This is a genomic window from Rhizobiales bacterium NRL2, from assembly GCA_001664005.1.
Taxonomy (GTDB): Bacteria; Pseudomonadota; Alphaproteobacteria; order Minwuiales; family Minwuiaceae; genus Minwuia.
On sequence record CP016093.1, the window covers coordinates 2,135,324 to 2,147,408 of the forward strand.

Below are 12,085 nucleotides of genomic sequence, written 5' to 3' on the forward strand. Positions count from 1 at the left end.
TCGTTCCTGTCCGGCGCTCAAGCGCGCTGCAGCGTGAATTCGCAGAGCAGCCCGTCGGACCCGCGTCCTACATGTAATGAGCCGCCCAGGTCGTATTCAACCAGCTGCCGGATCAGCCCGTCATCGAAGGCGCGGCTGCGTTCCAGGGCGCTGGTCGGGCCGCCGACCTCCCGCCAGGTCACCCGGATGACGTCGTCGTCCTCCAGGATCCAGCGCAGGTCGACGTGGCCGCCGCCGTCCTCGTGCAGCGCGCCGTCCCGGGCGGCGGAGGCGATGAATTCGTGCAGCACCATCATCAGTGTCACCGCCTTCTTCGGCGTGATATCGACATTCGGCCCCTTCGGCTGCAGGCGCTCCGCGTCGGTCTCGGCGGCGGCCTGCCTGACCACGTCCATCATGCCGGCGGGGGTCGTGCTGCGGTCCAGCAGCAGTTCGTGGCCCCGCGCCAGGGCGGCCAGGCGGCCCTCGAACTCGTCCCAGAAGTCCTGCAGCGTGTCGGCGCGCGCCTTGGTCTGCAGCGCCAGGCCCTGGACGACCGCCATCCAGTTGCGGACCCGGTGGTCGAGTTCCTCCATCAGCAGGCGCTGATGGGTCTCGGCGCGCTGCTGCTCGGTGACGTCGACAATGCCGAGAAGGATCAGATCCACGCTGTCGAGCCGCCGGCCGTTCAGCAGCATGATGCGCTGTCCGATGGATTCGAACTCGTGCTCGACCAGGTGGTTCTCGAAGCGGCTCTCGCGCGACAGGGTTCCGGTCAGCAACCGCCGCAGTTCGGGGATGTTCCACTGGCCGTTGCCGAGGTCGTAGATCAGTCGCCCCCCGGTTTCCGCTGGCGCCACCTGAAAGGTCTCGTAGAAGGCGGCGTTGGCGGATTCCACCCGCAGGCTCGAATCCAGCACCAGCAGGGGCACCGGCACCGTCTCGACGATGCTTTCGGCGTAGGTGCGCGCGGCCTGGACCTCGGTGATGTCGCTGAAGCTGACGACGACGCCGTCGATGCGGTCGTCGCCGGTGCGGTAGGGTGAGATGCGGCGCTGGAACCAGCGTTTGTCGGGGCCCGGGACTTCCCTTTCCCGCCGGCCCAGATCCCGCAGCACCGCGCGGCAATCGGCTTCGAAGCCGGGGTCGTCGAAATGCTGGACCAGCTCGGTTATCGCCCGGCCCTGATCGGAGGACCGGATGCCGAACAGATCCTCCATGCCGGGCGAGAACCAGCGGACAGCGAGTTCGGTATCGAGAAACAGCGTCTGCACGTCGGTGCTGTGCAACAGGTTGTCGAGATCGCTGGTGCGTTCCTGCAGGGCCTCGACCTTGGAGCGAAGCTGGGTGTTGACCGCGTTGAGCTCCTCGTTGAGCGACTGCAGTTCCTCCTTCGAGGTTTCGAGCTCCTCGTTGGTGGCGCGCAGCTCCTCGTTCATCGACATGATTTCTTCGTTGTAGGACTTCAGATCCTCCTGAGACCGGCTGGCCTCGGCGGAGCAGGCGTCCAGTTCCCGCTGCAGCAGCCGGATCTCTTCCTCCAGTTCCCGTTCGCGGGCGTCGGACCGCGCCGTTTCCGGGCCGGGGGCCGCCCTGGCTTCCGATCTTTCGACGAAACTCACCAGCCAGCGGTTCTCGACCCCCTGCGCCGACAGCGGCGCGACTTCGATGTGGATCGGCGTCGTGCCTTCGGACGTCGAGGCCTGGGCCGGCTCGACATGGACGGCGCCGCTTTCCCTGGCCTGGTCGACGGCGCTGCGCAGGCGCGTCGACATCCCGTCGCGCAGCAGCATGACCAGGTTGCGGCTGGGTTCGCCTGCCTGCGGCTTGAGATAGCGTTCGACGTCGCCGTGGAAGTAGAGCACCTCGTAGTCCTGATCGATCAGCACCGACGGCGGCGCGTGGCGGTCGGCCAGCGCCTTCAGCGTCAGCTGCGTCGCGCGCGATGCTGCGCCCGGCCGTGTTCTGGCGGCGGGCGTTGCGCCGCGGCCGCCACCCTGATTCCCGGCCACGGGAAACTGCACGTCGCCGGCGTGCGCGGGTTCGGTCCGCGCATACAGCCGCCATTCCTTGTCGATCGCCTCGAACAGGCCAGTCTCGCCGGAAATGGATTCGACGTTGCCCAGGAACAGGTATCCGCCGGGGCGCAGCGAGAAATGGAACAGACGGATGAGCCGGCGCTGGAACTCGGGACGCAGGTAGATCAGCACGTTGCGGCAGACCACCAGGTCCATCCTGGCGAATGGCGGATCCTGCAACAGGTTCTGGGCGGCGAAGACCACGCTTTCGCGCAGTTCGGGGCGCACCCGCACGGTGTCGCCCTCGCGATGGAAATACCTGTGGAGGCGCTGCTCGCTCAACGCCTGCACGGCGGCGGCCGGGTAGACGCCCTGGCGCGCGCGCGCCACCGCGGCCTCGGAGATGTCGGTGGCGAAGACCTCGACCCGGCCGTGGCGGCCCTGGGCTTCCATCTCCTCGCGAAGCAGGATCGCCAGCGAATAGGCTTCCTCGCCCGAGGCGCAGCCGGCGACCCAGGCGCGCACCACGTCCCCCTGATCCGACTGAATGATCGGGCGGACCGCCCGTTCCAGCAGCACGTCCCAGGCCGGCGGGTCGCGGAAGAAGCCCGTCACCGAAATCAGCAGGTCGTCGGCGAGGGCGCGGACCTCCTCCGGGTCGCCGTCGAGCCGGGCCACGTAGTCCTCGAACGCGCCGCCGCTCAACTGGACCCGGCGTTCGATTCGCCGTTGCAGGGTTCCGTTCTTGTAGGGCGTGAAATCCAGCCCGGTCTCCGACCGAATGGCGTTGATGACCGCGCTCAACTGCCGTTGGCCGCCGGACGAAAGGTCATCGGATTCGTCGCCGGTCGCGCTGTGGTCGCGCAGGGCGATATCGCCCCGGCCCCCGTGGCCGTTGGCGGCGTAGCGGACGATCAGACCGGCCATCTCCGCCGGGGAGCGGATCGCGTCGACCAGACCGGTCTGGATCGCGTTCTGCGGCATCTCCGGGAACTCGGCCGTCTCCGGCGTCTGCGCCAGCACGAGGCCGTTCTGCTCCCGCACGGCGGCGAGGCCCGCCGAGCCGTTGGCGCCGGTGCCGGACAGGACCGCGGCGATGGTCCGCGCGCCCACGTCCTGCGCCAGGGCGGTGAAGATGTCGTCGACCGGATGGTGCGCCGCACCGGCGGCCCGGTCCTTCGGCAGCAGGCGTCCGTCGCGCACATCCAGGGTCTGACCGGGCAGCAGGACGTGGACATGCCCGGCCCGGATCGCCGTGTCCCCGGTGATCGACTGCACCGGCAGCCGCGTCGCCGACTGCAGGATTTCCGCCATCATGCTTTCGTGGTCGGGCGAGAGATGGGGGATGACCAGAAAGGCGATATCCGCCGTCCCGTCTTCGCCGAGCTTCTCGTCGAGCGCCTTGAAAAACGCCTGATAGGCCGCGAGGGCCCCGGCGGAACCGCCAAGGGCGACCACGGCGAAACTGTCGCCTGCCTTTTCGTTCATCTCCCTGCCCGGATGTCGCGACGCCGCAGCGCCGGGACGCGGAGGCGAAAAATGTCATGGAGGTGCGCCGTAGCACTGAGGTATCGGGCTCCGGCAGTCGTATCCCCTCCGAAATCACCTTCGCGTTTTTGGACCGGTGAGGCAAGGTCGGGCCGGCGAAGCCGTGTCAGGACAGGTAGTCGGTCTCCCGGTCCCAGAAGCGCATTGCGCGGCATTTCTCGATGAAGGCGCGGGCGTCGCCGGCGTCGGCGACCTTCACGCAGCCGCTGTCCAACTCCGGCCCGATCGCAGCCTCGAGCACAGGCTGGGCCTGCTCGCCATAGGCGATGAACTTGGCGTGGGCGAAGGCGTCGCTGACGAAGTCGACCGTTGGCTTGTCCTGCTTCACCTGCCCGGCGGTGTTGGACGGCATGACCACGGCGACGGCGTCGAAGACCACCGACGGTCCGCCGTCGATCTTCTCGTCCGCCGCCAGCGCCGTGCCGTCGGAGAGCTTCGCGCCGGCGATGTGCGGCGCGACGATGGCGACCTTCGTCCCCTCAGCCTCGGCCGCGGAGCGGATCGCGGACACGATGTCCGCGTCGGCGCCGTCGGAGATGTAGAGGCCGAGCCGGCGCCCGGCGAAACTGGCCGGACCGTTCTTCAGGATCGACAGCGCATCGGAGGGCGGCAGGTCCGGGACCGGCTCGCGGGCCGGCTTCATCTTCTCGGGCAGGCCGTCCATGCCCAGGCCGGCGGCGACCTGTTTCGCCAGGGTGTCGTCGATGTTCTGCAGATGACCGACCATGCGCGCGCGGATGTCGGCGCGTTCGCACTTGGAGAGTTCGAAGGTGAGCGCGTCGGCGATATGGCGTTGCTCGACCCCGGTCTGGCTGACGTAGAACTGGCGCGCCTGGCTGTAATGGTCGGCGAAGGTCTCGGAGCGGACGCGCGCCTTCGGGCCGCCCACATTCTCGGGATAGCTCTCGAAGCCCTTGTTCGGATTCTCCCGCGGCCCGCTCTCATCGTCCCAGCTGTTGGGTTCGTAGTTGGCGCGGCCGGTCGGGTTGCGCATCGCCATGTGGCCGTCCTGCTGGTAGTGGCGGACCGGGCATTTCGGCGCGTTGATCGGCAGGTGGGTGAAATTGGTGCTGCCCAGCCGCTTCAACTGGGTGTCGAGATAGGAGAAGTTGCGACCCTGCAGCAGGGGATCGTTGGTGAAGTCGATGCCCGGCACGATGTTCTGGGTGCAGTAGGCGACCTGCTCCGTCTCGGCGAAGAAGTTCTCGACATTGTTGTCGAGGACCATGCGGCCGATGGTGCGGACAGGCACCTGCTCCTCGGGGATGATCTTCGTCGGATCGAGAACGTCGAACTCGAAGCGTTCGGCGAAATCCTCGTCGAAGACCTGGACGCCAAGCTCCCATTCGGGATAGTCGCCGGCGTCGATCGCGTCCCACATGTCGCGGCGGTGGAAGTCCGGATCCATGCCGTTGATCTTCAGCGCCTCGTTCCAGACCACGGACTGAAGCCCCAGCTTCGGCTTCCAGTGGAACTTGACGAAGTGCGATTCCCCCTCGGCGTTCACCAGCCGGAAGGTATGCACGCCGAAGCCCTCCATGAAGCGGAAGGAGCGGGGGATGGTGCGGTCCGACATGATCCACATGACCATGTGCATCGATTCCGGGCTGAGCGAGATGAAGTCCCAGAAATTGTCGTGCGCCGTCTGGGCCTGCGGAAAACCCCTATCCGGTTCGGGCTTGGCGGCGTGGATCAGGTCGGGGAACTTGATGGCGTCCTGAATGAAGAAGACGGGGATGTTGTTGCCCACCAGATCCCAGTTGCCTTCTTTCGTGTAGAACTTGGTGGCGAAGCCGCGCACGTCGCGGGCGAGATCGGGTGAGCCCTTGCTGCCGGCGACGGTGGAGAACCGCACGAAGACCGGCGTCTTCTCGCCCTTGCGCTGGAACAGGTCGGCCTTCGACAGTTCGGGGATCGGGTCGGTCAGTTCGAAATGACCGTGCACGCCATAGCCCCGGGCGTGGACGACGCGCTCGGGAATGCGCTCGTGGTCGAAGTGGAAGATCTTCTCGCGGGCAACCTGGTCTTCCATCAGCGAGGGGCCGCGTTCGCCCGCCTTGAGCCAGTTCTGATCGTCTGAAACGGGGGCGCCCTGGGCGGTGGTCATCTGTTCGCCCTTTGCCTTCTGGTGGGTCTCGCCGCCCTTGCCCCTGGGGAGTTCCTTCATGACGCTGTTCCTTGTACCGATCGGTTGGTCCGCCCCATCGTTGAGGTGTGGGGTCGTTGCTTTGCGGTAGGTGAGCAGCCGGGAATCGTTTCAAAGAGGGTCAATCGGACGCACGCCGGGGCCCCGGACGGCTCAGCCGAAGCGGGCGAGAAGCCGCACGATCCGGCGGGTCCGGTCCGAAAACAGCTTCGGCGTGTAGTAGCTGCCGGCGAGGCGTTTCGTGACTTCGCCCATTGTGGGGTAGGGGGCGACGAAACCGGCGAGATCGGCAACCTTCATCCGCTTCTTCACCGCCAGCGCCCAGATGCCGATCAGGTCGCCGGCGCCAGGCCCGACGATGCCGGCGCCGATGACGCGCCCCTTGTGCACGATTGCCTTCGCCAGCCCTTCGGTGCGGCGCTCGGCCCGGGCGCGGTCGTTGTCGGCCAGGGGCCAGCGCAGAACGTCGATGTCGCCGTGCCTGCTCCGGGCGGCCTCCTGCTGCAGGCCGACCCAGGCGAGTTCCGGGTCGGTATAGGTGGTCCAGGGGATGATCGCCGGGTCGTCCTTCACCGGCAGGCGGAACAGCGCATTGCGGATCACGAGACCCGCATGATGGCCGGCGACGTGGGTGAACTGCAGCCCGCCGGCGGCGTCGCCCACGGCGTAGACCCGCCGGTTGGTGGTCTTCAGCCCGCGATCCACGACGAGTCCCCGGGTGCCGTGCTCGATCCCCGCCTTCTCCAGGTCCAGCCGCTCCAGGTTCGCCCGGCGGCCGGCGGCCACCAGCAGATGGCTGCCCTCGATCCGTTCCTCGCCGTCCGCGCCCTCGAGCACCACGGCCGGTCCTGCCTCCACGCGCGCGATCTTCACGCCCTCGCGGATGTCGACGCCGCTCTCGCGCACCGCGTCCGCTGCGATGGCCGTCAGTTCCGGATCGTCGCGCCCCAGTACCCGCGCGGCCTCCAGCACGGTGACCCGCGCGCCCAGTTCGGCATGGGCCTGGGCCAGTTCCATGCCGATGGGCCCGCCGCCGATGACGATCAGGTGGCCGGGCAGGACGCGGTTGTCGAAGATGGTCTCGTTGGTGAGATAGCCGGCTTCCTCCAGACCGGGAATCGGCGGCGCCACGGGGCGGGAGCCGGTGGCGATGACGAAACGCCGCGCGCGCACCAGCACGCCCCCGGCCTCGACCTCCCGCGGCGAGACGAAGCGGGCCCAGTCGCGGATCACCTGCACGCCCAGACCCTCGAACCGCTCCTGGCTGTCATGGGGCGCAATGGCGTCGATGACGGACCGTACATGGTCGTTGACCCTGTCGAAGCGGACCTCCGGTGCCCCATAGTGGACGCCGAAGTCGCCTGCCCGCCGCCAGACGGCGGCGTGGTGCGCGGCGGCCAGCAGCGATTTCGAGGGCACGCAGCCATAGTTCAGGCAATCGCCGCCCATGCGCCCGCCCTCGATCAGCACCGTCGGCGCGCCCATCTGGACCGCGCCGGCGGCCACGCTCAGACCGCCGGATCCGGCGCCGATGACGCAGATGTCGGTGTCGATGCGTTCGGGCATGGGCTCTCTCCTCGGGGGCGGTTCCCGTCAGGCTATCGCATGCGTGCGGCGCGCGACGCTCACCGCGGTTGACTTGGCCGTGACCGGCTCATATACAGCGCCTCTCGCAACCCCTGCCGGTCGCCCGGCGGGCCGCAATTCATGTTTCAGGAGAGCCAGTCGTGAAGCGTACCTTCCAGCCGAGCAATCTCGTGCGCAAGCGCCGTCATGGCTTCCGCGCCCGCAAGGCGACGGTTGGCGGTCTGCGCATCCTGCAGCGCCGCCGCGCCAAGGGGCGGAAGCGGCTGTCAGCCTGATTTCAGCCCGGTGACGATCGGCCGGTTGAAAAAGCGGGCCGATTTCCTGAGGCTCAGCCGATCCAGGGTCCGGACCGCGGCGAAGGGCCTGGTGCTCCAGGCGGCGCCCATGCCCGCCGCGCCGACCCCGCTGGACGAAAGAGGCAGACCGGACATGCGCGTCGGCTTTACCGCATCGAAAAAGGTGGGAAACGCCGTGCGGCGCAACCGGGCCAAGCGCCGCCTCCGTGCGCTTGCCGAGGATGTGCTGCGTCAGCGCGCCGAGCCCGGCCATGATTACGTCCTGATCGCCCGCGCCGCGACCGTCGAGCGCGATCACGCCGCCCTCGCCGACGACCTGCGCTTCTCGCTGAAACGTATCGGCCTGCTGCGCCAGGGGGCGGACGCATGATCGCCCGTGTCCTGGTTCTGTTGCTCAAGGCGCCTGTCCACTTCTACCGCTACGTGATTTCGCCCTGGCTGGGACCGAACTGCCGTTTCCAGCCGACGTGCTCGGCCTATGCGCTGGAAGCGCTGAAGCGGCACGGACCGTTGATCGGACCACTGCTGGCGCTGCGCCGGCTGGGCCGCTGCCATCCCCTGGGCGGCCACGGGTACGACCCGGTGCCCGACGGGATCAGGTTCTGGCCGCGGCGGGACGCGAAGTCCGCCGACGCGCCCGACAACTGCTGAAGGACCGCGTTTCGATGTCCGAACAACGCAATCTCATCCTCGCCATCGTCATCTCGATGCTCATCCTGCTGGGCTCGCAGTACTTCTTCTCCTCCGATGTGCCGCGCCCGGACGGCGGCGACACCGGGCAGCAGCAGACGGCCAGCGATTCCATGACGCCGCAGCCCGGCGCCCAGACGCCGCAGGGCGCGCCTGCGCCGGGCGGGAGCGACCTGCCGCGGGTCGCGCCGCAGCAGAGCCGCGCCGCCGCACTGGCCGACGCCGCGCGGGTCCGTATCGACACGCCGAGGGTGGACGGCTCGATCCGCGTCCGGGGCGCGCGCATCGACGATCTCAGACTGAAGAACTATCACAAGACGGTCGACCCGACCTCGCCCGAGATTGAACTGCTGAACCCGCGCAACGCGCCCAGGCCCTACTACGTCGAGTTTGGCTGGGTCGCCGCCGCCGGCGGCGACGTGGCGCTGCCGGACCAGGACACGGTCTGGCAGGCTGATGGAGACTTGCTGACCCCGGGCAGCCCGGTCACCCTGAGCTGGAGCAATGACGCCGGCCTGATGTTCGAGCGGCGCATCGAGGTCGACGAGAACTACCTGTTCACGGTCAGCCAGACCGTGCGCAATACCGGCGATCAGGCGGTCACCCTCTATCCGTATGGACTGATCAGCCGGCACGGCACGCCGGAGACGGAGGATTTCTATATCCTCCATGAGGGTCCCCTCGGCGTCTTCGGCGAGGAACTCACCGAACTCGACTACGAGGACCTGCAGGACGAGCCCTCCGGCGTCATCAAGCGCAATTCGACCGGCGGCTGGCTCGGCATCACCGACAAGTACTGGCTGACGGCGCTGGTTCCGGACCAGAAGGCCGCCTTTGAAGGTGCCTTCCGCCACCGTGTCGACCAGGGCGTCGACAAGTACCAGGCGGACTATCTCGCTGCGCCCGTGACGATAGCGCCGGGCGGCAGGGCCACGATGACCGACCGCCTGTTCGCCGGCGCCAAGGAAGTGGACGTCATCGACGCCTATGAAGAGCGCTACACCATCCAGCTCTTCGACCGCACGATCGACTGGGGCTGGTTCTACTTCCTGACCAAGCCGATCTTCTATGCTATCGATTTCTTCTACAATCTGCTGGGCAACTTCGGCCTCGCGATCATCGCGCTGACCTTCTGCATCAAGTTCCTGTTCCTGCCGCTGGCGTGGAAGTCCTACGTCTCCATGAGCAAGATGAAGGCGCTGCAGCCGGAAATGGTGAAGCTGCGCGAACGCCTTGGCGACGACAAGGTGCGCATGCAGCAGGAGATGATGGCCCTCTACAAGAAGGAAAAGGTCAATCCCGTCTCCGGCTGTCTGCCGATCCTGCTCCAGATCCCGGTCTTCTTCGCCCTCTACAAGGTGTTGTTCGTGACCATCGAGATGCGTCACGCGCCGTTCTACGGCTGGATCGAGGACCTGTCGGCGCGCGACCCGACGAACGCCTTCGAGCTGTTCGGGCTCATCTCCTGGGGTGCGCCGGACTTCCTGCATCTCGGCATCTGGCCGCTGCTGATGGGCATTTCCATGTACGCCCAGCAGAAGATCAACCCGCAGCCGCCGGACCCGATGCAGGCGCGTATCATGATGATGCTGCCGATCATCTTCACCTTCTTCCTCGCCAGTTTCCCGGCGGGTCTGGTGATCTACTGGACGGTGAACAACTGCCTGTCGATCGCCCAGCAGTGGTTCATCATGCGCCGGGTCAACAACCGCCGCGCCGCGGCCGCGAAACCTGGTGAATGACGAGACGCCCGACCCGGAGGCGGGCCGGCTGCTCTTCGCCGCCGAATGCCGCTTCGTCATCAGCGTGGCGTGGCTGGAGCAGCTGCCGCCGGCGGACCTGCCCGAAGTGGCCTTCATCGGCCGCTCAAACGTGGGAAAGTCCAGCCTTGTCAACGCGCTGACGGGCCGCAAGGCGCTGGCCAAGACCTCCAACACGCCGGGCCGGACGCAGCAGCTCAACTTCTTCGACCTGGACGGCCGGCTGATGCTTGTCGACCTGCCGGGCTATGGCTTCGCCAAGGCGCCGAAGGGGGCGGTGGAGGCCTGGACACGGCTGATCCGCGCCTATCTGAGGGGACGGCCGAACCTGTTGCGGGTCTGCCTGCTGATCGATTCGCGTCACGGCATCAAGAAGCCGGACGAGGAATTCATGGACATGCTCGACAAGGCGGCCGTGGTCTACCAGGTGGTGCTGACGAAGACCGACAAGCTGAAATCCGGTGCGCTCGCGAAGGTATCGGCGGATACGGAGGCGCGGCTGAAACGCCGCGTCGCCGCCTTTCCCCGGCAGCTTGCCACCAGCGCCGAGAAGGGCGATGGCATCGCCGAGCTTCGGGCCGAACTCGCCATGCTGGCAAGTGCGGGCGGCACGGGGCTATAAACCCAGCAATGACGAATCGGGCGGGGAGGACAGGAACGTTGAACGAGGAACTGCTCAGGAAGGCCGCCACCCTGCAGGAAGCGCTGCCCTATCTGCGCCGGTTCGCCGGCGAGGTCTTCGTCATCAAGTATGGCGGCCACGCGATGGGCGACGACACCCTGGCAAAGGCCTTCGCCGAGAACATCGTGCTGCTGAAGCAGGTGGGCATCCATCCGGTGATCGTGCACGGCGGCGGGCCGCAGATCGGCCGCATGCTGGAGCGGCTGAAGATCCACAGCCAGTTCGTCGATGGCCTGAGGGTCACCGACCGGGAAACCGTCGACATCGTCGAGATGGTCCTGTCGGGCTCCATCAACAAGCAGATCGTCTCCGCCATCCAGCTGGCCGGCGGCATGGCGATCGGCCTCTCCGGCAAGGACGGCGCGCTGATCCAGGCGCGCAAGCTGACCCGGTCCAAGGCCGATCCCGATTCCAACATCGAGCGCATCCTCGACCTCGGCTTCGTCGGCGAACCGCGCCACATCAATCCCGACATCTTCAACGCCATTGATCTGGACGCGGTGATCCCGGTGATCGCGCCGATCGGCGTCGGCAAGAATGGCGAGACCTTCAACATCAATGCCGATTCGGCGGCCGGCGCCATCGCCTCGGCGCTCGGCGCGGCCAAGCTGATCATGCTCACCGACGTGGCCGGCGTGCTGGACAAGGACGGTCAGCTTCTGCCGGTCCTGACGCCCCGGGACGTGCTGGTCCTGCGTGGCGAGGGGGTGATCACCGGTGGCATGATCCCGAAGATCGAGACCTGCCTCGACGCGGTACGCAACGGCGTCGGCGCTGCCACCATCCTGGACGGGCGGGTCGAGAACGTGATCCTGCTGGAGACCTTCACCGAGCACGGCGTCGGCACGATGATCAGCCGCGACGATCCGGCGGACGGGGAAGGCGGCTGATGCTGCTCGAAGGCTCCTGTCACTGCAAGGCGGTCCGCTTCCGCGTGGAGTCCCGCCATCCCTATCCCTTCAATCTCTGCTATTGCAGCATCTGCCGGAAGACCAGCGGGGGCGGCGGCTATGCCGTCAATCTGGGCGCCGACTACGCGAGCATGGAGATCGAGGGGCGTGAGAACATCCGCGTCTATCGCGCCCGCATGGAAGACGAGCGGACCGGCGAGGTCACGGCCTCCAACGCCGAGCGCAGCTTCTGCGGCGAGTGCGGCACCCATCTCTGGCTCTGGGACAGCCGCTGGCCGAATCTGGTGCATCCGCTGGCGGGCGTGATCGACACCGATCTGCCCGTGCCGCCCGAGCGCACGCATCTGATGATGGACTTCAAGCCCGACTGGGTGCTGTTCCGCCCCGGCGAGCACGACCACGTCCATGGCCACTATCCGGAAGAGTCCCTCGAGGACTGGCACAAGCGGTTGGGGCTGGAGGATTAGC

General features: G+C 67.2%; 10 protein-coding genes. 7 read left to right on the plus strand and 3 right to left on the minus strand.

Translation table 11 applies throughout. The annotated features are described in order from the left end of the window. Positions 1 to 17: 17 nt before the first annotated feature. The 3 genes from TEF_09930 to TEF_09940 all read right to left on the minus strand — a co-directional run bounded on the left by TEF_09930 (position 18) and on the right by TEF_09940 (position 7,257). Positions 18 to 3,485 carry a hypothetical protein gene (locus TEF_09930; protein ID ANK81075.1) on the minus strand — a complete coding sequence of 1,156 codons (3,468 nt, stop codon included), beginning with the start codon at positions 3,483 to 3,485 and terminating at the stop codon, positions 18 to 20. 166 nt (positions 3,486 to 3,651) lie between these two features. Further along, positions 3,652 to 5,712 carry a catalase HPII gene (locus tag TEF_09935; GenBank protein ID ANK81076.1) on the minus strand — a complete coding sequence of 687 codons (2,061 nt, stop codon included), beginning with the start codon at positions 5,710 to 5,712 and terminating at the stop codon, positions 3,652 to 3,654. A 132-nt stretch (positions 5,713 to 5,844) separates the two neighbouring features. Next, positions 5,845 to 7,257 carry a dihydrolipoamide dehydrogenase gene (locus tag TEF_09940; protein ANK81077.1) on the minus strand — a complete coding sequence of 471 codons (1,413 nt, stop codon included), beginning with the start codon at positions 7,255 to 7,257 and terminating at the stop codon, positions 5,845 to 5,847. A 161-nt stretch (positions 7,258 to 7,418) separates the two neighbouring features. On the opposite strand from TEF_09940, the gene TEF_09945 reads away from it, so the two are divergent. The 7 genes from TEF_09945 to TEF_09975 are packed head-to-tail and all read left to right on the plus strand — an operon-like array spanning position 7,419 to position 12,084. Beyond that, complete coding sequence (locus TEF_09945; GenBank protein ANK81078.1) at positions 7,419 to 7,553, plus strand: 50S ribosomal protein L34; 135 nt, start codon at positions 7,419 to 7,421, stop codon at positions 7,551 to 7,553. A 10-nt stretch (positions 7,554 to 7,563) separates the two neighbouring features. Beyond that, the gene (locus tag TEF_09950; protein ANK81079.1) at positions 7,564 to 7,944 is read left to right on the plus strand and encodes a ribonuclease P protein component; all 381 of its coding nucleotides are present in this window, start codon (positions 7,564 to 7,566) and stop codon (positions 7,942 to 7,944) included. Then, positions 7,941 to 8,225, plus strand: coding sequence for a membrane protein insertion efficiency factor YidD (locus TEF_09955; GenBank protein ANK81080.1), 285 nt, complete (start codon positions 7,941 to 7,943; stop codon positions 8,223 to 8,225). Before TEF_09950 ends, TEF_09955 begins: the two co-directional genes overlap by 4 nt. Before the next feature lie 14 nt (positions 8,226 to 8,239). After that, entirely contained in the window at positions 8,240 to 10,006 is a 1,767-nt protein-coding gene (locus TEF_09960) for a membrane protein insertase YidC (GenBank protein ID ANK81081.1), read from the plus strand. Next, a complete protein-coding gene (locus tag TEF_09965) occupies positions 9,996 to 10,646 on the plus strand; it encodes a YihA family ribosome biogenesis GTP-binding protein (GenBank protein ANK81082.1) in 651 nt (216 codons plus the stop codon). The genes TEF_09960 and TEF_09965 overlap by 11 nt, the downstream gene beginning before the upstream one ends. A gap of 8 nt (positions 10,647 to 10,654) precedes the next feature. Beyond that, positions 10,655 to 11,596: an acetylglutamate kinase gene (locus TEF_09970; protein ID ANK81083.1), complete on the plus strand. Its 942-nt coding sequence runs from the start codon at positions 10,655 to 10,657 to the stop codon at positions 11,594 to 11,596. Further along, complete coding sequence (locus TEF_09975; protein ANK81084.1) at positions 11,596 to 12,084, plus strand: alanine acetyltransferase; 489 nt, start codon at positions 11,596 to 11,598, stop codon at positions 12,082 to 12,084. Before TEF_09970 ends, TEF_09975 begins: the two co-directional genes overlap by 1 nt. Position 12,085: the final 1 nt, after the last annotated feature.

Coding starts and splice junctions, on each gene's coding strand:
- TEF_09935 (ANK81076.1), bottom strand. CDS start 5,712: ATGAAGGAACTCCCCAGGGGCAAGGGCGGCGAGACCCACCAGAAGGCA.
- TEF_09930 (ANK81075.1), bottom strand. CDS start 3,485: ATGAACGAAAAGGCAGGCGACAGTTTCGCCGTGGTCGCCCTTGGCGGT.
- TEF_09960 (ANK81081.1), top strand. CDS start 8,240: ATGTCCGAACAACGCAATCTCATCCTCGCCATCGTCATCTCGATGCTC.
- TEF_09955 (ANK81080.1), top strand. CDS start 7,941: ATGATCGCCCGTGTCCTGGTTCTGTTGCTCAAGGCGCCTGTCCACTTC.
- TEF_09970 (ANK81083.1), top strand. CDS start 10,655: ATGACGAATCGGGCGGGGAGGACAGGAACGTTGAACGAGGAACTGCTC.
- TEF_09975 (ANK81084.1), top strand. CDS start 11,596: ATGCTGCTCGAAGGCTCCTGTCACTGCAAGGCGGTCCGCTTCCGCGTG.
- TEF_09940 (ANK81077.1), bottom strand. CDS start 7,257: ATGCCCGAACGCATCGACACCGACATCTGCGTCATCGGCGCCGGATCC.